A 21,113-nucleotide genomic window follows, 5' to 3' on the forward strand; every position below is an offset into this window, starting at 1 on the left:
CATTTCCGTTTCAGCACGCGGTTAAATGACCATCTATAGTGAGATGAACTGCCGCAATGAATGGAAACGTTGCCGATGGCCTTTCTGACCACCCTGCCGGGGCTGACACTGATCACTAAGTTCTATTCCGCCTATGCGTTATCGCTGGCGTTTATTCTGCAAAGCAGCCTGACGCTGTTACTGGCGTTGGCGGCCTGCACGGTGCATGTGCTGCTGCGCCGGCGAATACACCGGCGGCAGACACTGTCGTCATCAAAGGTTATTTACAAAATTCAGCAATAGCTGGCGTTGGTCCCGGGTCAGCTGCATGTAGCTATTTCGCGCCTGTTGCGCTTCGCCGCCGTGCCACAAAATGGCTTCCTGAACATTGCGTGCACGTCCGTCATGCAGGAAGTTGGTATGGCCGTTCACTGTTTCTGTCACACCTATTCCCCACAACGGCGCGGTACGCCATTCGGTTTCCGTCGCCTCAAAGTCACGGCGTCCACTCAGGCCTTCACCCATGTCATGCAATAACAGATCGGAGTACGGACGAATCAGCTGATTTTCCAGACGGGAGATCTCGTGCTCACCGGTTTGCACCACCGATTTATGGCAGGATTCACAACCAATACTGTGGAAGAGTTGTTCGCCCTCCTGCACGGCTGGATCGTCCATGTTGCGGCGGTACACCACACCCAGCAGTTGCAGATAGGTGGTGATGTCTTTGAGCTGATCAGGACGCATCTCAAAATCGAGGCTGTCATGGGCTGCGAGACACGCGGTTTGCTCAGGCTCACAGTTCTGACGGGCTTTATGATTCGTGGCCTGATCGTCGTGGCGATACAGGAACAGCTCGTTGTTGATACCCATATCGTTATAGGCGGCGATGGCCGATTGCTGACGGATATCAAAGGCATTGGCCTTCCAGGAGAAGCGCCCCATGATCTTGCCGCCGCGCTCCAGATCCCAGACATAGTTCGGACGCCCGGAGATGCCATCGCCATTTTTATCTTCCGGATCAGCCCAGCTTTGTATCGTTGTTTCCGGAATGGCTTCCAGCAGACCTAAGCCAAACACGGGCGGGGCCATGCGCATTTCATAGACGGTATCTTTTGGTAGCGGGCCGTAGGCCAGTTCGGAGATCAGGAACTCAGGCTTACGTAACGAATAGGTTTCCCCATCCGGGAACTGACCGACCTCCTCAATCCAGTTCACCCGCACCTTGGCTTCAGGTTTAACACCGTCGATCGCTCGATCACCTAATTGCGCACCATATCCTGGTGGCGATAGTGGTTCGCCATAAGGTCCGGTGCCCGGGATCGATACACGAACAAAGCCCCCTTCGAGCACTTCATCAGGGCCTGCGGGTGGTTTTGCGCGTCCGTCAGCCTGATGGCAGGCTTCACAGGCATTGTGGTTAAAGATCGGACCGACGCCATCGGCATCGCCACGCCAGCCAGATGCGACACTGGGTGTAAATGCGCGCTCAAATACGCCATCTCCCCGGTCAAAGGCAGCGGATAACCCCCATGACAGGTTCGGGGCTTCTTGCTCAAACGCCATGCCCTGAGAATGAAAATGGGTCAGGTCACCCCCGGACAGACTTGCTGGCAGTTCCTGCTGCAGATAACTCATATCCGCAGCCCCGTAGCCATCAAAGGGTAGCCACAAGGTTTGATAGGCTTGATAGGCCAACGCGCCTGATGCCACGACCAGACCCGCAATTCCGGCTTTTAGTACTAGTGAACTGCCTGTTCTGGATTGAGCTGCGACTGTTTCGGTTGCTGTGAGAGGTGCATGAGGTGTATGGGACATGACTCACGCTCCTGCTGTTTGCAGCTGGGCGTTGTCACTGGGGGTGGATTTGCGCGTGAGCAATGTGCGTAGAAGCGCGAGGAATAGACCAAAGACGCCGAGCCAACCCAGATAACCGATAAGCAGCGCGCTGTAAGTGGACTCGGTTTCGACCCAGACGGCAAAGAAGAAATAGGCATACCAGGAACCACCCGCAAAGACCGGGCCCAGCCACATGCTGATTTTGTGGTACTGCATCAGCAATGCGTTGATCAGGATGACGGAGAAGATCGTCACACGGATCAGCAATTCAGGGTTGTCCGTCCAGTAAATAAAGTTATGGACGTGATAGTTGTAAATCAGGATGGTGATTTCAGAACATACCACCAGCACCATACCGATACGCAGCACGTTATAGGCGACATGCAGCAGGCGTTTTTCAGCCGGTTCCGTATGGCCTTTGGCCACGACAAAATAGTAGAAGGTGAGTACCAGTGTGGAGACGCCCAGACAAAGTCCTACAGTGTAAGTGCGGAAAAGCTGAGACAGATAAAACAGTTCGAGTTCAGTCATGAGAGGTATTCAGTTCTTATTGTTCACAGAGATACGCGCAGAGCTAAGACAGGCTCCGGCGATGATCAGAATTCAGCGGTGTGTGATTGCAAAGGTCGGGTTAAGACGACCGGCAATATGGGGCTCTGTTTGGCAAAGTAACGCTGAGAGAACAACAACGAATATCCGGCACAAAATCGGCGGATGAGGTATGAAGTTGGGCGGGATTTTGGGTACGAGAACGCAAAGGGGAAGTCATTAACTGCTCCAGATCTTATCTACGATAGATTTAAAACCTGCGGTACACAGGCCGTAAAAATAAAGCGCGGCTCCTGCCTCCACACCCCTCACAGATGCTGGATTTCAGATCAGGCCTTATACGCAGAAAGTAACCGGTGCCACATCAGCCTCAGATGCTGGAACAGATACACTTCTAACGGAATAACGAACAATAACCACTGCCGGATAGCGATAAAAAATGGCAGGTAAAAACAGTTCAAAAAATGTGCGGTTAGTTTATTGATAATTATTCGTATTAGCAATAATGATTTAGTACCAAAGTGTGTCGATGTCGGTATTGGCCAAATCTTCGGTTGGAGTTGGAAATTGTAGCAGCGCTCTCCGAACGCGACTTTACGTAGTAGGTAATTGTTCTATTTAGGTTTTTTGGATCAGCTGGAGACAAAGAACAGGCGAATTTTGAATGATCTATAACATTTATGTATAGGGTGGCGCGTTTGGTTTTGAAAATGTTATTCGCGTGAGGGCTATTTGGATATTTTCTGGTTCCCACGGTCCTCCGTGGGAACCCATACGTATGGGTAAATTGGTTGGATATGTATGCATTCCCACGCGGGAGCGTGGGAACGAGCGAAGTGCGGTAGCACCCGACGACATCAGCAGGCTAATTTATATTACATGTCCAAGAGGTTGGGGATATCAGGGATGTAGTTGAAGAAACGGCGATTGTTAAGTCATCCTCCGCGCATCTGGATACAGCTTCCATGGTACTGCAATCCGCAATATCTATATTGAAGACACCGTGTGAGATGAATCCTGATTGGTCGGTAATTTCCTGAAGTTCAGAAAACTCCAATACTATAGGAGATGTGAGTATTTCTGAGGAGGTATAAGTATTACTTCTGACATTGGAAAAGCCCCTCCAAATACGCGGACAAAGACCTGACTCTAGGTTGTTAACAGTTATTTCGATGCTGAAGTCAGATCCGAAGCTGGCTTTGTTAAGTCGATACTCTGATGCTGCAATCAGAGGTACTTCTTTTTTCAATTCATGGGTCATTCCGTTCGAAGGTGTAGATAATGGAACATACATAGTTCTCGGAAGATCCTGTTCATATCGGGACTGCTCATGGTAAGCGTTATAGCCAGCGTTATCTGTCTGCAAACTATAGTTATTATCTTCCGGATCTTGTTGGCCGTTTAAGCCTGCACTGTATAGGTATATATGACCTGAGCTGGTATTTATCTCATATTTCCATCCAAAGTTGAGAACATCTTTTATTAGTTTAGTTTGCTCATCGTCTGTTGGTTTAGCCCAGGCTAAGAAGGTGTTCCCCCACGCATCTCTCAATACAGGATAACTAATATTCATGTCGTTATATTTCGTTGAGACTAAGTCAAAGCCACTGATGTAGGGGCCATTCCACTTTGGCCCTAATCCTGTTCTCCATTCTTCATCAGGCTTGCCTGATGCGGTTGCTGCGTCGTTACAATTGGTTTCACTATTTAAAAACTCTGGATTTGGGCAATATCCAGAGGAAGTGAGAAGCTCTCGAAGGTACATAGGAGGATGACCGATATCGGCAATAAAGCCATCGATATTAGGAACGCCATAGAGTATTTCAGATGGGGTGCCTAGAATTGCCTGCCGAATCATCGTTTGTCTGGATTTTGTCGCTTCAAAACGTTCTTGGTTGGTATTTTGGGCAACGAATTCGGTAGCTAGATTAGCTATCAAACCGAGTACAGCTACGACAACCACCAGCTCAAGTAAAGTAAAGCCTTTTTGAGTTCTAATATTTTTTTGCTTCATCCGTCAGACCTCAGAACAATGACTATATCGTCGTCAGTAGCAGTCGCTTCGTTAAATTCACTGTTTTTGCCGGCACTAATTAACGCAATACAACTGGAAGTACATTCGGAAACATTGCTGTCTTTATAGTTTGTGTCATATCTATATGGCATGCCCGCAAATTCGCGGGATACCCAATTACCTTCATCCAAGACAAGAAAGCATGAATCACTACCGGAATAGGTTTTCTTACGCTCAAACGGATCAGCTATCGCATCAAAGCTGTTGTTGGAGCCTGTGACCGACAAATCACAGTCTTGTGTGCTTAGTAACTGCTTGGACTCGATTGTTAGATAGGGGCCATTCCATCCGCGGCCCGTACTATGATTCCAAGGTAATCGATTTCTAGGATCACCGTCGGAGCTGTCAGTATCATTATCTCCATTGGTGTCGTAGAGCTCAGGAGCTGATAAAAGCCAACCCAAATTATTTTGATGTTCATACTTGGATTTTGTGGTGCTGCTATCGCTAGCCCCGAATAGGTTATCTGCTGTAAACATCCCCTCTTTCGGAAAATACCCCGTATCTTCCTTAAACCGGTAGATCGCATTGGCGATCCGTTTCATCTCGACATGCACTAGCTGTTCCTGCGCATCTTGCTCGTAGCCGTCCATCGCCACCGCTGCAATACCCGCAAGAGACGCCAGAACAGAGACTACGACCAGCAGTTCAAGCAAGGTAAAACCCTGCTGTCTTTTGTAGGTTGGATAAGGCGTTCGTAGTGTGTTCTTCATTGTGCCTCCCCTACTCTGCGATCCGGTTTTCAGCCAGACCTAATACGCGCTGGACTTCGTTGATATCGGTGATACCGGCCTTCAGTTTGTCGAGTGCGGATTGGCGTAAGCTGGCGAGCCCCTGTTGCTCGGCATAGATCTCCAGCTGCTGATCGTTGGCGCCGGTTGCAATCAGACCTTCCAGGTCATGGTTGATCGGCAGAACCTGAAAGATACCGATACGGCCCTTATATCCGGTGCGACTGGTATCGCTGGGTTTAGCACGGTAGAGCTGTAGCTCTGCGATTTCGTCGTCCTTAAAACCGATCGCTTTGAGACGTTGCGGGGATACTTCGTCCCGCTCGCGGCTATTGGGATCAAGCTTGCGCAGCAAACGCTGGCTGATCACCAGGCTTAATGTGGAGCCGATGTTGTGATCGTTCACACCCAGATTTCTCAGGCGTGGAATGGCTTTGGTGGCGCTGGTGGCATGTAGAGTAGAGAGCACCAAGTGGCCGGTGTGGGAGGCTTTGATCGCGGTATCGATGGTTTCTTCATCGCGCATCTCTCCGAGCATGATCACATCCGGGTCCTGCCTTAAGATGCTGCGGGCAATGTTTGCGAATGTGATGCTCTGGCGGGCACTGATATTGATCTGATTGACACCGGGCAGGTTGATCTCAACCGGGTCTTCGACCGTGTAGATATTGCGCTGGTGGTTGTTCAATTGCTTGAGCAATGTATACAAAGTGACGGTCTTGCCACTGCCGGTGGGGCCGGTGACCAGAATCATGCCCTGCAAACGCTGGCTGACATGCTGGATCAGCTGAATTTGTGGCTGACTCAGCCCCAGCATCGTGAGGTCCAGCAGTTCAGACGGCAGATGCAACAGACGCAATACCACGGTTTCACCGTAGAGGGTTGGTGTTATCGAGCAGCGAAAATCGAGTCCGGTTTTATCATCCAGCAACATACGGAAACGGCCACTTTGGGTGCCATGGTGCTCGGAGATATCCAATCCGGCGATGACTTTCAGGCGAATAATCAGCTGACGACCAAAACCGGTTGGCAGATGGTTAATCTCCTGCATGACACCATCGACGCGCAGGCGGATACGCAGACTCTCTTCAAAGGGCTCGAAGTGGATATCTGAGGCCCCCGTTTTCACCGCATCCAACAGCATCCGATTCAGGAATAGCGGTGCGGTCTGGTCGTTGTGGGTTAGCTCATCCGGGGTCAGGTTATCGCGGCTGTTTTCCTGCAGGGTAAACACCAGATTGTCAGGGTTTATGTCCAGCGCATTGAGGTTCAGTTGCATCAATCTTCTCCTTACCGGTTACCCGGCAGATACCTGCATCATGGCCTTAAAGAAGGCGTAATAAACGAAGCCCACCTGCCCCGCGACGATCACGGTCATCGCCGGTTCCATGGTGGAGATCATGCGTTTGATCCGGGCCTCGGCCATCTCCTGATAGTACTTACCCAGTTCACGCATCACGTGTTCCAGCTCGCCACTGCGCTCGCCGATACCGGCCATATGCTGGACCATGGGTGGAATATTGTTTTGCTTGAGGCCATACGCGAGGCTGCGTCCGGCAAGAATTTCGTCCCCTGCTTGCTGGAAACAGGTAGAGAGCCGTTTATTAGCCATAATGTCGCTGACCACACGCAGGGATTCGAGGACCGTCAAACCTGAGCTGAGCAGCAGAGACATGGTCCATCCCATCTGAGACATGGCGGAGGTGCGGATGCTGTGACCCACCATCGGTACATGCAGCAGAATTCGGTCGATTACCGATTTTCCGAGCACCGTGGTGTACGAGGCCAGTGTCAGGAAGAGTCCGATACCCAGCACGATGGCCAGATACAGGCCGTAATCCACCAGCCAGGTCGAGATATTCATCATCGCCTGTGTGGCGCCGGGTAGATCCTGCGAGCGGCCCTCAAGCAGTGTGGCAAATTTGGGGATGATGCTTAGGGTCAGAAACAGCGTGACGCCCACCGAGGCGACCAGCAGGAACATCGGATAGGTCATGGCCGAGATAAACTGACGCTTCAGTGCGGCCGAACGTTCAAGGCTTTCTGCCAGTCGTTCCAGCGTGGCTTGTAACTCACCGGACGCTTCACCGGAGGCAACCAGTTTGGCGACCAGCGGCGGAAAGCGGGTGCCCTGTTTTTGTATAGCTGCGGCGAAACTGGAGCCACCCTGAATCGCGACCAGCACGTTGATCAGTGTGTTACGCAGCTGCACTTTCTCCGTCATTTCTGAGCAAAGCTCCAAACCCTGAATCAACGTATTACCCGCCCGCAACATCAAGGCAAGCTGACGAAAGGTCATCACCAGATCACCGCTGCTGATACCGGCATACCGTTTGGGTGATAGCGAACGGCGTAACATCGCGAGTAGGCGTAGCGGGTTGAAGCTGGAAGCGAGTTCAACTTTCAATACATGCAGGGAGCGAGAACGTAACAGTGCAGTGGCTTCTGCCGGACTGGCGGCTTCAACATTGCCTTTTTTCTCCTGCCCGCGGGCATCGAGCGCCTTATATCTGTACTTTGCCATGAGATCTCTCCTGCTATTCCTGATGTAGGTGCATGGCTTCATGCAGGCTGGTGGTGCCATCCAGTACTTTGTGGCGAGCGTCCTGCCATAAAGTGCTCAACAGCTGCTGTTGGTTGGCGTATTTTTTCAGCGCTTCATCGTCGGCGCCTTCATGAATCAGCACTTCCATTTTTGAATCTATCCACAGGGTTTCGTAGATACCGATACGCCCCCGGAAACCACTACCAAGACATTGTGCACAGCCGCAGGGTTCGTAGAGTGTGACGGTTTTATCCACCTGAAGATGATTCTGTTCGGACGCAGTGGATGGACGGGGTTTTCGACAGGCTGTGCATAACTTTCGAATCAGTCTCTGGGCCAAAATACCCACGAGTGTGGAAGCGATGAGATAACGCGGACAGCCAATATCCACAAGGCGGTTGATGGAGGCAACGGCGCTGTTGGTGTGCAGTGTGGATAACACCATATGACCGGTCATGGCGGCACGCACGGCGGTTTCGGCGGTTTCTTTATCACGGATCTCACCCACCAGCATCACATCAGGGTCATGACGCAGAAATGAGCGCAGGGCTTTGGCGAAACCGACTTTCTCTGAAACCTGTACCTGTCCGGTACCTTCTACCACCTGCTCGATGGGATCTTCGACGGTCAGGATATTGAGTTCGCTGGCATCCAGTTCCCGCAGTGCCGCATATAGAGTGGTACTTTTGCCGCTACCGGTGGGCCCCGTCACCAATACGATGCCATGGGGTTTACGTACAGCATCCCGCATGGGTTGCAATACAGGGTCCGGCATCCCGAGCTGGGACAGGGTTAGATTACTGGTGTCCTGACCTAAAATACGCAGGGTAGCCCGCTCTCCCCAACGGGTCGGGATGGTGGCAACACGCATCTCCACCTCATCCGCTTCAGGCCAGTCGCTGATGCGATAGGCAAAGCCGCCATCCTGCGCCATATTCTGTTCGGCAATATCTAGCCCGGAGAGAACCTTAATACGGCTGATTAGCGCTTCGGCCAGCGCCTGATCGATCGGGCGTTCGTAGTTATGCATCTTGCCGTCCCGACGCATACGCAGTTGCATGCCCTCTTCCAGCGGTTCGAAGTGCAGATCCGTGGCTTTGCAGACATAGGCCTCTTTCATGATCGCTTCGAAGATCGAGACCGCGTCCTGATTGTTTTCGTAGAGCTTAAAATGCTGGCGCAGGCAGGTTTCGATCAGCAACGGGTCGGCCATTGCCATATGGGGACGTTGGCCCAGTGAACGCATGACTGCATCCACCGGCATACGATCATCCGGATCGGTCAGCAGAACAACCAGTTCGTTATTGTGCTCAACCGGCAGGAACAGACGGCGCAGCAAAATATCGCCGTTAAAGGGTGTCAGTAACTCGGATTTAATCTGAATATCGCCCCGTTCATAAAACGCTAACTGGCGGCTTTCGGCCAGGGCTCGGTATAGCGCGGTAAGGGGATAACGACCGTGACGGCAGAGCAGTTCCGGTAAGTTGATTCCGGCACGCCGCGCTTGTGTTTTGAGCTCGGGCAGCTGCTGCGGATCAATCAGCCCAGCAGTGATCCCCGCCTGAATCAGGGTGTTTTCCTGCAACGCCATCAGCGTGCTCCGCCTTTGGCACCGAGCAAACGCTCAAAGGTTTGCAGATCGCGGCATAACATCCTGCCAGCGTCAGCCGTGATCTGTTTCGTGCGGACGACGCGAGCCAACGCCTGATCCAGCGTTTGCATCCCCTCACGGGTACTACTTTCCATCACTGAGTAGATCTGCTTACTCTTGGACGATTCGATCAGATTGGCGACCGCCGTGTTCACCATCAGAATTTCTGCCACCACGGCGCGACTTTTCCCGTCCATTGTGGGGACAAGGTTTTGTGCGACGACGGCTTTTAGGGCGTGGGCGATACGTTGGCGGGCCACGGTTTGTTCGTTGCCGGGGAAACTGCCAATCAGTCGTTCGATCACGCCGACCGCATCATTGGTGTGCAGGGTGGAAAAGACCAGATGGCCGGTTTCAGCGGCGGTCAGTGCGGTGCGCATGGTTTCCAGATCGCGCATCTCTCCGACCATGATGACATCCGGGTCTTCACGCAGGGCGGCTTTTACTGCGCTGGCGAAGTTAGGCACATCGGTGTACAGCTCGCGCTGGTGGACGATGGATTTTTTGTTCTGATGAACAAATTCCACCGGGTCTTCCACGGTCAGGATGTGTTTGGCCTGATGTTCATTGATGTCATTCAGGATGGCGGTCAGGGTGGTACTTTTCCCCGAACCTGTGGCACCGCAGACCAATACCAACCCACTTTTTAACTGTGCCAGATATTCCATCTGAGGAGGCAGGCCCAGTTCAGAGGTACTTTTCAGACTGCCGTCCAGATAACGGATCGCCAGCGCGGTATTACCCTGTTCCCGATATACATTGACCCTGAAACGATTGCCCAGCTGGGTGCTAAATCCCATATCCAGCGTCATATCCTGCCGGAATTGACCTTGTTGCAGTTCGGACATTAATGCACGGGCCATCGCATCGACTTCGGCGCCATTGTATTGGTGCTCTCCGGACGAACGGATCTGCCCTCGGATACGGTAAGTTGCTGGTAGTCCATGGGACAGGTGCAGGTCCGATGCGCCGAGTGTGGCACAAGCGTCCATCAACTCACGAATCTGTTCCGCCTGCTGCATGTCGTGATGTAGGCTCTCAAGGCTCTGGGTCATAACAATTTTTAAGTCCTTAAACTCTTTAAGCTCTTTAAACTTCGTCCTGAATCTGGACTTTAAATCTGCAGGCTGAGCTGAATTTTCAGATAACCTTCGCTGTCGGGTACGCTTTCCAGTGAGATATCGGTGACATAGATGTGGTAACTCAGTTCGGGCAGCGCATCGAGAAAATCGATCAAGTTGAGATAATGCCCGCCCAGCGAGAATAGAAACTGCGGTCGGTTGGCAAAGTGCTCGCGCAGTGCCTGCCCGTCGAGTTGCTGATGATTAGAGCGCAGTGTGTTTTTGCTGGTGGTCAGGCGGCTCACCCGTAACATACTGCTTTGGGCCAGTTGTGTGAGTTCCAGCTTCAGTGCTTCGCGGGCGCCGGCATCGTTCAACGGCAACAGTGTGCTCGCCAGATTGCGCAGCTCGCGGGTCTGGCTATCCAGAGTGTTTTTTAGGGTCGCCAGATGCGCTTCGGAGATGCCCTCTTCCAGTTTGGGAATATCTACGTTTCCTAAGCGCTTTTCGATTCGGTCCGCTTTGCGGTTAGCCATCTTTTGTGTCTCAAACATCTGTGCCCAAGTAGCGGCTGCCCAGAACAGATAGCCAGCCACCAAGGAACAACTGATGAAGATCCATAGCATCTTACGATCACGTTCGGGCAGGGCCTGATACTTGTCACTGATCAAACTCATGAGCGTGTTCCTGACTGGGTTGGGGGCGTTGAAGAGTGGAGAGGTGTCACTGCTGTTTGCAACACAATATCGATGGTGTAAGGCAATGGTGTCAGGTTCTCCGGGTCATGGATGACATCGGATGAACGTACTTGCAGATTCATCGGTTTCAACAGTTGGTTCAGGTTATGGGTAAATTCCTGTCCCTGAGAATCTCCGCCTGCTTCAGCGCGAATTTGTACCTGCCCCGCAGTGCGCTGCACGGATACCAGCTTTACACCTGTGGGTATGCTGATGCTGATCGCTTTTAACAGGACGGGCACCGTGAGCTGTTGTTGCGGCAGCTCTCGGCTGAGTTGAGACAACAGTTCAGTATTCTTGCCTACTTCCAATTGCGCATCCGCAATCAGCGCTTTCAACCCTGATTGTTGACTGATAATGGAGCCAAACTGTTTTTGCTTGGCGGATTCTTTTTCGAACTTTTCGTTCAGCTCGGCAAGGCGCTGTTCCTGTTGCCACATGTTGGCGTGCATCCAGAGCATAAAACCGGCTAGTGTGGATATGACAACGATGGCCGCTGACAGCTTCAGTGTTTTGGGTTGCAGAAGCTTTTGCCAGATAGGTGGTTCGATATCACGGGCGGCAATCCAGCTCAGACGTGCACGGGAAACATGATTTAGGAAGTGATCTGCTGCGCCGGAGAGGCTGAGCAGTGCATCGTCACTGAGTCCATCAGGTGTGACCAAATCCGGAGCATCCAGCGTCAGGCTGTGTACGTTGATGCCCAACTCCAGGCTGAGTTGGCGTAACTGCTGATCACCCAGCAGTTCCTGATGGTTGATATAGAGGTTTTTCAGATCGGACGGTAACACACCGGTCAGCGTGTTGATCTGGTGGGCATCAACCGCACCGGGTAAACGTTCGGCGACCTGTATTTCGGTTACGCCCCCGGCATGCCCGCTGATGCAGGCCAGTTGTTCCTGATGCAGTTCAATCAGCCATTGTTCCTGATCGGTACAGCGATGGGACAAACTGGCGAAACTCGCCCCTACAGACGGATAAAAGGCTTCAATTTTCAGGCCGTTGAGATTAAATGCCCCAACCCAGCGGCGGCGAACCTCTTTGCTCATGCCACTGACCAGCCATTTATGGGCGCTGTTATTGTCCTCTTCGGCACTGAGCAACACTTCATCACTGAGTGTTTGCTCTGAGAGGTTTTCTTCTGCCTGCCAGCCATATACCAGATCATCATCCAGTGCGACCAGTTTGCCCTGCAGGGAAAAGCACTCTTCCAGCTGTGCATAGCTGATGTACTTCATCTGTACAGCCAGATCACCAAAGCGGATCATGGCGCTTTCACCGCCCTGACTCTGGCGTAGCTGCAGTTCTGTGACCAGTTCATCACGCTGCTGCGGACTGAGGTATCCGCGCTCGACCAGCATGGAGCCGATCAACCACTGTTTATTCTGTTGAGTCACCGCCCCTTCCAGCTCCCAGCGGATCAGCTCCTGCATCTGTTCATCGGAACGTGGACGCAATGGGCTGACGGGCAGATCAACTAAGGATGAAACGACGCTGGGGGTGATCAGAATCGCGCGTTTGGGCAGGCGACGCTGATGCTGCTTCAGCTGTTCCATCACTTCGGCAATGGCACGGGTGAAATCTACGTTGCGGGATTCGGCCACGATGGCCGGAACAGCGTAATGGCGGGAGTTGCGGATCAGTGCTCCGCGCAAGCCAAAACTACCCGCTTGAAACGCAATCATGGCGAAGCTTGGCCCGACCGAAAAATATCCAGCCAAGGTATTGAGTTTGAGTAGATTAAAACGTTCTCTGGATGCACCTTCTGGCACATCCGGTAGCGTCTCAGCCAGATCCACATCCTGATGGAGATGATCGTCCTGTTGATCAACGGGCTGACCGGTGAACGGATTGATACTGACCGTCTCAGGATCCTGGGCGATCTCTGTGACGTGATCATCAATCACCGTTTCGGTTTTACGGCGCAGCAGTTTGTTAATCAGGTTTTTCAAAACAGATGCTTCCGGTTGTGTTCTGTCGCAGCCCTCACCGAGGGCGACGTTTTGGATGTGTGTCCGTTTGTTGTGTTACGGAATCATTCGCGATTAATGATGATGCTTAGTGAAGCGTCTCCGCTCCGATCACAACCAAACGCGGGCCTTTGGCGTAGTTGTAGATATGAACGGCATAAAAATGACTGAGTTCGTTTTGAGGTAGTAACTTCAATTGCAGGGCGGCTGGTTTACTGACATAAACGGCAATAACACGTCCGTCTTTTGCGCCCACAAAAGCACTGTGACTGATCTCGGGCATATCCCCGTCACCCCAGAGGTTTAACGCATCGTAAACCAGTGAAAAATGACCCGCTTTTGGAGGAGCCATCAGCGTCGCGTCAAATTGGATGGTCGAAGGAGGCAGCATCAGACGCTGCTGCTTTTCGATCATCTGTGCGGAAAGTTGGTTGGCGTCGATAAACTCGTTCAACACAACCGATTCGAATGGCGGTGAAACAGCCGCTGTGTCCGGTATATCTGCTGCAAAGACTTGGCCGCTAAATGCCAATAACACCAGCGCAAGCAAAATAGACGGGCGTAATGAAAGAGATGCCAAGCTAAACAACTGCATAGTGATGACTCGGGTAAGAAGAAGGGGAGAATCTGAAACGTAAAAGGCCGATCAGGTTGCCCTGACCGGCCCGGGAGGTATTAACTCCAGCTAACCGGTCATACGATTAGATGGTGTTACGTGTACCATCCCATTCACCCAGTTCTTCTTCTTTGGTGTCACCAGCGCCATCGACAATCGCGGCCAGAGTAACCTGTTCGCCGGCAGTGATACCGGTACCACCTGCTCCAACCGTACCGATGTTAAACAGAGCGACAAATCGGTTGTATTGGGTTTCAGATACATGACGGTATACCGGTACGGAGGTCATACCACCCAGATCATTCGCATTAAACAGAGAAGACGATGGACCTAAGCCTACCGCCATCAATACTGGTGCGTTTGCAACACCTGCAGTGATTGCAGAACCGTCAGTCGCCAGTGCTGTAGCATCAAAACCAGCCCCCGCCTGTCCCATGACTCGTTCGTAACCACCAGTCCAAAGGGCAACTTTAGGAGCATCGTTCAGCTGGAAGCCAGCTGTTCCAGCGTCACCATCAATATTATTCCATGTAGCACCACAGCCGTTTGCAGCCGGAGACAGGAAGATGTTACCGGCAACGACTGCATTCCCACGTGATGCGATCAGTGCATCTACATCAGCACATGTTCCTGCATCGGGTGGATCACCTGCAGCGTTCAGGTATTTCAGGCTGGTAATACCACCAGCGTTCATGATTTCGGCAATCTCCACTGGTAGGTTGATCAGTGCGATATCTTCAATTGCCAGCAGCTCATTTGAAGGAGAGGTTGCAGTTCCGGCAACGGCTGCGCCTGCGGCGAAGTCAGTTCCTGCATCAGTGACTTCTACCAGGGAATCAAAGCCGGTCGGCAATGCATTTCTGTTCAGGACACGGAAGGTACGAATACCTTTGTTCAGCTCATCCATCATAGTGACGTGAGCCGCAGCAGATGCACGTGCGTCAGTGTCCTGCAGTGCCAGAGAGGCGGTACCGGCGATCGCGGCCAGAATCGCAACAACAACCAGCAATTCAAGCAGGGTGAAACCGCCCTGTTTTGCTTTAAGTGTGCGGAATTTAGAACGCAGCTCTACGTCCTGAATGTCATTTTCTTTTACGTCAGCGAATTTAGCGGTCAGCGCAGCGCGCTTGTTCATCAGAGAGTTAAACATTGTTTTTCCAGTTCAATCGAAGTTTGGGTTTGAGACTGTTGACGTAAGAGCAGACTCCCCCCGCGGGAGCTGTGACAACTTACCCAGTCCAATTGAACGCTTCCCTTGGTGTTGTCTGCTGATCAGACCCGGGCACCCCGCCCGACACCGCTTCAGAACACAATCCGTTGGTTCCTACCATTTTTGTTTATCAGGGTGTGGCCACCCTCACGTATTTACTGCGTCCGTTCTTTCTGGTGATTAAGCCAGAATATCCTTCTTCAGCCAGGCTTTGATGACCGATTCATCCGCAAGCGCGTGACTGCAATTGAGTACATAACGGTGTTGTTTACCGCAATGGATGATGATCTCCTTCTGACCACGGCGAAGGATCTTCATTTCGATCCGCATATCACCATAGCCATCGTGTTCAAACAGTTCAGCGTAGAGATCAAATAGCGTCTGGAGAACCGCTTTATGCTGGTCAATTTCTTCCAGCTGTTTCGCCTTCACTGTCTGTTCAGTCATAACACTCCATCCCGGGCTTTAATAACACTGCTAATGCAAATCATTATCATTACGTTATTGGTATGAGTCAAGCTTAAAGTTGAACAGTGAATAAAAAAGTACGAAATTTAATCTTTATAGATCAGCACAGATCGGGTTTTTTCTGTGTTTTCGGAGATTTTAGGTTCAAATTCGACGATGTATCCAGCCTGCTCTTTTTGTTCACCAGAATAGGCCTTCTGAAAAACAAACATCTTCAGTGCGGATCCTTTCTCTAAGTCGTGCGTGGCGACCTGAGTTTCAGATGTGATAGAGACGGATTTTTTAACCGGACCCAGTGTGCAGCCAGTAAGTAATACGATTGCTATCAGGGCTGTGATTCGCTTTATGGGTCTGTGACTCATCGGTTCCCAGCCTCCAATGTCTGAATTATGTCTGCCATCGGTTTATCCGAGAGCAGATAGAGATGGGTACTGTCTTTGCCCTGATTAAACGGGGCCAGACTTTCCTGATCGGTTGTTGCCGCCAGCCACTCGCCCGGTAGCTCAGGCAGCCGGATTGGTTGAGCTGAATCGGATTGATTGCGGACTTTAACTGTAGTGATATGTAATCCATCTAGTTCGGCTGCCCTGACCGGCCAGGCGACCAGTGCGGTATTGTCCAGCAACGCCGCTAAAGGTGTTTGTACCACCTCATTCACCTGTAGGCCTGAAAGCGCTGGTAGCGGCTGATCATGAGCTTGTGCGTAGGCGTATCGACTGAGGGCAACATAATCGGCGACCTCGTAAGATCTGGCTTGTGGCGTAGCGGTGGTGCTGGACGGTTCTTTGTACGTATCGTAGTCGAACTCACTGATCTCTCGGGATTTGTCCTGTGACTCTTCCGGGCTGAGCAGAATATGCGGTGTCAGCAGCATGACGTACTGTGAGTTGGTGTCGGCTGTGTTTTTGCTTTTGAACAGGTCTCCAAGGAATGGAAGATCGCCCAATAGCGGCACTTTGGTTTCGGCCTCGGATGAGGAGTTGTCGATCATACCGCCCAGTGCAATGGTATAGCCGTCTTTAGCCACGACGACTGTTTTGACGTTTTCCTCTTCGACAGAGTCCAGATCCACGGATTTAATCTGATTATCGCTGTTATCAAAGTACGGGAAGCGCAAGCCCCCCCGCTTTACGGTGGAGGTTTCCTGCAGAATATCAATTGTCACTGTGCGATCTGCGTTGATGCTCGGCAGCAGTATCAGGGTGTTGCCCACTTTGCGCCGTTCGGTTTCGAGCGTTGAGGTGGTGCTGGTTGAGCGATCACCGGATTCGTTAGCGTTAGAAAACAGCGTCGAGGTATCCAGGCTGGTGGCGATCACTTTCTCTTCACCGATAAACAGGCGTGCGGGTCGGTTGTTGGACGCCATCACCACCGGTTTGGCGATCGCTTCTGCCTGATTGTTTTTCTCCAGTAAAGAGACCTTGGCATTCACGTATTTACTGTAAAGCTGGTAAAAACCACCGGTAACCGAGTCGAAGCCTGCGGCAGTGACATTGTCTCCGCTGAGTTGCGAGAAGCGCCGCGCTAGCGTCGATATGGTATCGCTACTGGCAGTGTAAGGAGTGTTGGCAAAGTTGGTCGAGGACGGTGTGAAGGTTCCGGTTGCGGTGATGCCCTCTACGACCTGAGCATCATTAAACGACAGGTTAAAGTCTTGATCATACTCATCTCCCACGCTGATCCGCACGATCTTCATCTCCAGCAGGACTTGTGGTGTTGGCCGGTCGGTCTCCTGGACGATTTTTTCGATCTCAGCCATGGCATTTTCATCGCTGGTGCGTACAAACAGCAGGTTATGAATGGCATTGGTGGTGACGTAGATCGGTGTCGTTGCACCTAGCAAGCGGCTGGCTTTATCCGCGTCGACGTTTTCCGTTTCACCCAGTTGTTTAATCACACCACTGCTGAGCTCCTGATCGGCGAGCTGAACAGTCTTGTCTTTATCGTCTGTGTCGTCGCTACTATCCGTATTGGTATCGTTGTTATTGTTTTCGTCGTCATTTTCGGAGCGGCGAGCGACAACCGTTGCTTCATCGGCCGTATCAAAATTCAGCCCGTCAAAGCCGTTATTGTCCTCTTCCAAGGTCAGTTCAACGCGGTCTCCATACAGATTTTTAATGGTTTGAGCTGCGGACTCCGTATTCTGATGGCGTAAGGTGAACGTGCGTACGATATCGTCACGGTAAACCACAATATCGCCCTGATACTGCTCTTCGGTCATGATCAGATAGCTGTTATTGTTTTTGCTATAGCGATACCAGAGCCCGGATACGCGCGCTAAGGTATCCACCGCGTGCTTCAGGTTTACATCACGTAGCAGCAGATTAACCTGAGCCCCGCTGGCGGCCTGAGTGACCGCGATGTTACTGCCGGTCATCGCTGCCAGAATACGGGTCGCATCCTCGATGGCTGCGTCTTTAAATTCAACAAACTCGATCGTTTTGGCGACTGCATTGGCTGTAGGGGCCGCGATGCACAGACAGACCATTAGCGTCTGGATATATTTTTTCATCACTGAATCACCACTTTTTCACCAAGGTTGCCGAACTCAATAATCAGGTTAAGCGGGTTGATCTCAACGATCCGTACAACGGTATCGCTGGTCATCTGTTGCAGGCCCACTTTGTCTCCTTCCTTCACGACAAAGGTGCCGAGACCGTTGATATTTAAAAGACCGGCCTTTTCACCGTCCATACGGATAAAGCCGCGAAATTGCATGCGAGGGATACCCTGAGATTCTTCCTGTTGTGCTTGGCTTAGCGAGAATTTACCGCTGCTCTTTGTATCCTCGGTGGTGTTACCCCCCAGACGTTTAGGGACAAAGAGGTCTTTTTTCTGGCGGCTCGGTGCTGAAGGCTGACGGGTCTGTTCGGTATCGGCAAATGGGTCACGCGCGTTACGCGATAGACGTTTATCCATCTGCTGATTCACGCGTGCATAGTACTGCTCGAGTTTTTTCAGATTTCCGGCCAGATCGGAAGAGTCTAATGCTTCAACTCTAAGGGGGGATGGTGACTCGTTGGCTGTTTCTGCCTGTGCGATCAGGGGTATCCATACAACGAGCGCCAGCAGAAAGCGAACAGCCACGTGTGTCTCCAGAGTGTATGAAGTTGAGTACTTCAGGGTTATTTAGCCCTACATTCTATGCATTTTATAATCGTTTTCAATAATAAAAACGATTATCATTTAGATTGTGTTGTTTGATTTTGCCATAGGAAGGGATGCAATTGTGGGAACAGATCTGGCGTTGGTAGGGTTAAGAGTTTGTTTAGGTTCGATTTTTATTGTTCATGGGGCGGATAAGCTGGGATGGGATAGCGGTGTATTCTGGCGCGAAGATAACCTGCTGGACTATACCCTGATTCAATTGCAGGGATTTACGCAACTAGTAGCGGGTTTATTTGGTTTTCTTTCTGACGATCAGATTCGCTATCTGGCGCTGTCAGCCGCGTTGATCGAACTGCTGGCTGGTTGGGCGCTGGTGCTGGGTTTTTTCACGCGACATGCTGCACTGCTATTGAGTGGATTGATGATCGTTGCGATCTATTTTCATCTGCCGCAGGGGTTTTATGCCCGTGATGGTGGGTTTGAGTGGGCGATGTTGTGTCTGGCGGGCAGTCAGGTGATGGTGTTTATGGGGGCAGGACGTTTTTCTGTCAGTGGGATATTCCGTGCGGTGAGCACAGCGGAAAGTCAGGTGTAGTCAGAAGTAGGAGGTCAGAGCGTTCATTACGTTTTGACCCCAATATACAGCTGCCTGAGTTCCCATGCGTGGGCATGGGAACGAGGTAGGTCTCTGTATATGGCGGACGTTAAACCGAAACACCTTGCTGCTGTAGCCATTGCTTGAGCTGAGGCAGTGGCAATGCACCACTCATACGGGCAACCTCTTTGCCCTGGCGGAATAGGATCAGGGTGGGAATGGAGCGAATCTGCCATTGGCCAGCGATGCCCTGCTCTGCTTCGGTATTCAGCTTAGCCAGTCGGATGTTGGGTTCAAACTCTTTTGCTGCTTGCTCGAAGATCGGTGCAAACTGCTGACAAGGGCCACACCAGGTCGCCCAGCAATCAACCAGCACCGGGATATCGTTGCGATTAAGTACGCTGCTGACGTTGGCGGCAGACAGCTCTTGTGCCTTACCACTGAAGACGGGTTGTTTACACTTGCCACATTTCGGTCCATCGCCAAGACGATCCGCCGGGATACGGTTGGTGACGTTACAGTGTGGGCAACTAAGATTAAGTGACATCGTTATTTTCCTTGTGAGTCCAACACACGGCTCGGCTCTGCGCTGGGCTTCAGTTTACTTGCCGATACAGAACGAACTGAAAATTCGGCCAAGCAGATCGTCTGAGCTGAATTCACCGGTAATTTCGTTCAGCGCCTGCTGTGCCTGACGCAGATCTTCAGCCAGTAACTCACCCGCCCCATTCATCACCAGCTGGTCATGACCCGTTTGCAGCAGTTCATGGGCCTGTTCCAACGCTTCCAGATGACGACGACGGGCCAGAAATCCACCTTCGGTGGTGCTGGTGAAACCCATACAAGTCTTCAGGTGATCGCGTAGAGTATCCACACCCAAGTTGCCTTTTGCCGAGAGTGCAATCAAGGTGTGGCCGTGGGATTCGCGTTGACCGATGGATTCACCGCTCAGATCCGCTTTGTTGCGGATGACGGTAATTTTATCTGCATCGGGCAGCTGGTGAACAAACTCCGGCCAGATTTGTTCGGGATCGTCCGTATCGGTTGTTGTGCTATCCACCATTAATAGCACCCGATCGGCGTTGCGGATCTCGTCCCAGGCACGGTTGATACCGATACGTTCCACTTCATCAGGTGCTTCGCGTAAACCGGCTGTATCGATGATATGTAACGGCATACCGTCGATATGGATATGTTCGCGCAGGACATCACGGGTGGTCCCGGCAATGTCTGTGACGATGGCCCGTTCCTGCCCTGCCAGAGCATTGAGCAGGCTTGATTTACCGGCGTTCGGACGGCCCGCGATTACCACATTCATGCCTTCACGCAGCAAGCTACCCTGCTTGGCTTCGGACTGGACGGCATTTACCCTCTCCAGCACGCTTTCCAGATCGGACAGTACTTTACCGTCAGCCAGAAAATCGATCTCCTCTTCAGGGAAATCAATGGCCGCTTCGACATAGATACGCAGCTGAATCAGAGATTCAACTAACTCATGAATACGATTGGAAAACTCGCCCTGCAGTGAGCGTAAGGCGCAACGTGCCGCTTGCTCGGAGGAGCTGTCGATCAGGTCGGCAATGGCCTCTGCTTGCGCCAGATCCAGCTTATCGTTGAGGAACGCCCGTTCAGAGAACTCACCCGGACGTGCCAGACGCGCACCCAGTTCCAATACCCGACGTAGAATGAAGTCCATGATGATCGGACCGCCGTGACCCTGCAGCTCCAGTACGTCTTCTCCGGTAAAGGAGTTTGGTCCGGGAAAGTAGAGAGCGATCCCCTGATCGATCTGGTTACCGCTGCCATCCATAAACGCACCGTAATGGGCGTAACGGGGTTTGGGTTCCAATCCGAGTATGTCACGGGCGATGGCCTGCGCCTGTTTACCCGAGACGCGGATAATGCCCACACCGCCACGTCCCGGAGGGGTGGCCTGAGCTGCAATGGTATCTTGATCAATCAGTGTCATATTCTTGTACC

The 21,113-nt window shown here is 51.8% G+C and carries 19 protein-coding genes; 2 read left to right on the top strand and 17 right to left on the bottom strand.

The window, feature by feature from the left end:
* Nucleotides 1-75 precede the first annotated feature (75 nt).
* On the top strand, nt 76-282 hold the full coding sequence (locus tag IOQ59_RS16440; protein WP_193954548.1) for a hypothetical protein: 207 nt from the start codon (nt 76-78) through the stop codon (nt 280-282).
* On the opposite strand, the gene IOQ59_RS16445 is transcribed toward IOQ59_RS16440, so the two are convergent.
* The 15 genes from IOQ59_RS16445 to IOQ59_RS16515 form a co-directional block, all read right to left on the bottom strand.
* A complete protein-coding gene (locus IOQ59_RS16445) occupies nt 253-1,797 on the bottom strand; it encodes a di-heme oxidoreductase family protein (RefSeq protein WP_193954549.1) in 1,545 nt (514 codons plus the stop codon). The two genes, IOQ59_RS16440 and IOQ59_RS16445, sit on opposite strands and share 30 nt — an antisense overlap.
* 3 nt (nt 1,798-1,800) lie before the next feature.
* Nucleotides 1,801-2,349, bottom strand: a complete 549-nt coding sequence (locus IOQ59_RS16450) for a hypothetical protein (RefSeq protein WP_193954550.1) — start codon at nt 2,347-2,349, stop codon at nt 1,801-1,803.
* 883 nt (nt 2,350-3,232) lie between these two features.
* Nucleotides 3,233-4,381, bottom strand: coding sequence for a prepilin-type N-terminal cleavage/methylation domain-containing protein (locus tag IOQ59_RS16455; RefSeq protein ID WP_193954551.1), 1,149 nt, complete (start codon nt 4,379-4,381; stop codon nt 3,233-3,235).
* Nucleotides 4,378-5,154 (bottom strand): prepilin-type N-terminal cleavage/methylation domain-containing protein, encoded by a 777-nt coding sequence (locus tag IOQ59_RS16460; RefSeq protein ID WP_193954552.1) that lies wholly within the window; start codon nt 5,152-5,154, stop codon nt 4,378-4,380. Before IOQ59_RS16460 ends, IOQ59_RS16455 begins: the two co-directional genes overlap by 4 nt.
* A 10-nt stretch (nt 5,155-5,164) precedes the next feature.
* Entirely contained in the window at nt 5,165-6,451 is a 1,287-nt protein-coding gene (locus tag IOQ59_RS16465) for a GspE/PulE family protein (RefSeq protein WP_193954553.1), read from the bottom strand.
* Between the two features lie 18 nt (nt 6,452-6,469).
* Nucleotides 6,470-7,696: a type II secretion system F family protein gene (locus IOQ59_RS16470; RefSeq protein WP_193954554.1), complete on the bottom strand. Its 1,227-nt coding sequence runs from the start codon at nt 7,694-7,696 to the stop codon at nt 6,470-6,472.
* Between the two features lie 13 nt (nt 7,697-7,709).
* Nucleotides 7,710-9,308, bottom strand: a complete 1,599-nt coding sequence (locus IOQ59_RS16475; RefSeq protein WP_193954555.1) for a GspE/PulE family protein — start codon at nt 9,306-9,308, stop codon at nt 7,710-7,712.
* Nucleotides 9,308-10,423, bottom strand: a complete 1,116-nt coding sequence (locus tag IOQ59_RS16480) for a type IV pilus twitching motility protein PilT (RefSeq protein ID WP_228050966.1) — start codon at nt 10,421-10,423, stop codon at nt 9,308-9,310. Before IOQ59_RS16480 ends, IOQ59_RS16475 begins: the two co-directional genes overlap by 1 nt.
* A 59-nt stretch (nt 10,424-10,482) precedes the next feature.
* Nucleotides 10,483-11,106, bottom strand: coding sequence for a hypothetical protein (locus IOQ59_RS16485; RefSeq protein WP_193954556.1), 624 nt, complete (start codon nt 11,104-11,106; stop codon nt 10,483-10,485).
* Nucleotides 11,103-13,118 (bottom strand): PilN family protein, encoded by a 2,016-nt coding sequence (locus tag IOQ59_RS16490; protein ID WP_193954557.1) that lies wholly within the window; start codon nt 13,116-13,118, stop codon nt 11,103-11,105. The genes IOQ59_RS16485 and IOQ59_RS16490 overlap by 4 nt, the downstream gene beginning before the upstream one ends.
* 106 nt (nt 13,119-13,224) lie before the next feature.
* A complete protein-coding gene (locus tag IOQ59_RS16495) occupies nt 13,225-13,731 on the bottom strand; it encodes a hypothetical protein (RefSeq protein WP_193954558.1) in 507 nt (168 codons plus the stop codon).
* Nucleotides 13,732-13,837: 106 nt separating this feature from the next.
* Nucleotides 13,838-14,902, bottom strand: coding sequence for a type II secretion system protein (locus IOQ59_RS16500; RefSeq protein WP_193954559.1), 1,065 nt, complete (start codon nt 14,900-14,902; stop codon nt 13,838-13,840).
* 240 nt (nt 14,903-15,142) lie between these two features.
* The gene (locus IOQ59_RS16505) at nt 15,143-15,409 is read right to left on the bottom strand and encodes a hypothetical protein (protein ID WP_228050967.1); all 267 of its coding nucleotides are present in this window, start codon (nt 15,407-15,409) and stop codon (nt 15,143-15,145) included.
* Nucleotides 15,410-15,788: 379 nt separating this feature from the next.
* Nucleotides 15,789-17,942, bottom strand: coding sequence for a DUF3438 family protein (locus IOQ59_RS16510; RefSeq protein ID WP_193954560.1), 2,154 nt, complete (start codon nt 17,940-17,942; stop codon nt 15,789-15,791).
* Nucleotides 17,942-18,517 (bottom strand): hypothetical protein, encoded by a 576-nt coding sequence (locus IOQ59_RS16515; RefSeq protein ID WP_193954561.1) that lies wholly within the window; start codon nt 18,515-18,517, stop codon nt 17,942-17,944. The genes IOQ59_RS16510 and IOQ59_RS16515 overlap by 1 nt, the downstream gene beginning before the upstream one ends.
* A 142-nt stretch (nt 18,518-18,659) precedes the next feature.
* Here IOQ59_RS16515 and IOQ59_RS16520 point away from each other — a divergent pair, with 142 nt between their 5' ends.
* On the top strand, nt 18,660-19,133 hold the full coding sequence (locus IOQ59_RS16520; protein WP_193954562.1) for a DoxX family protein: 474 nt from the start codon (nt 18,660-18,662) through the stop codon (nt 19,131-19,133).
* Nucleotides 19,134-19,242: 109 nt separating this feature from the next.
* Here IOQ59_RS16520 and trxC read toward each other — a convergent pair whose 3' ends face one another.
* Together trxC and mnmE are read right to left on the bottom strand one after the other, a co-directional pair.
* The gene (trxC, locus tag IOQ59_RS16525) at nt 19,243-19,680 is read right to left on the bottom strand and encodes a thioredoxin TrxC (protein ID WP_228050968.1); all 438 of its coding nucleotides are present in this window, start codon (nt 19,678-19,680) and stop codon (nt 19,243-19,245) included.
* A 54-nt stretch (nt 19,681-19,734) separates the two neighbouring features.
* The gene (gene mnmE / locus IOQ59_RS16530; protein ID WP_193954563.1) at nt 19,735-21,102 is read right to left on the bottom strand and encodes a tRNA uridine-5-carboxymethylaminomethyl(34) synthesis GTPase MnmE; all 1,368 of its coding nucleotides are present in this window, start codon (nt 21,100-21,102) and stop codon (nt 19,735-19,737) included.
* Nucleotides 21,103-21,113: the final 11 nt, after the last annotated feature.

This window comes from Pontibacterium sinense (assembly GCF_015209595.1).
GTDB lineage: Bacteria > Pseudomonadota > Gammaproteobacteria > Pseudomonadales > Balneatricaceae > Pontibacterium > Pontibacterium sinense.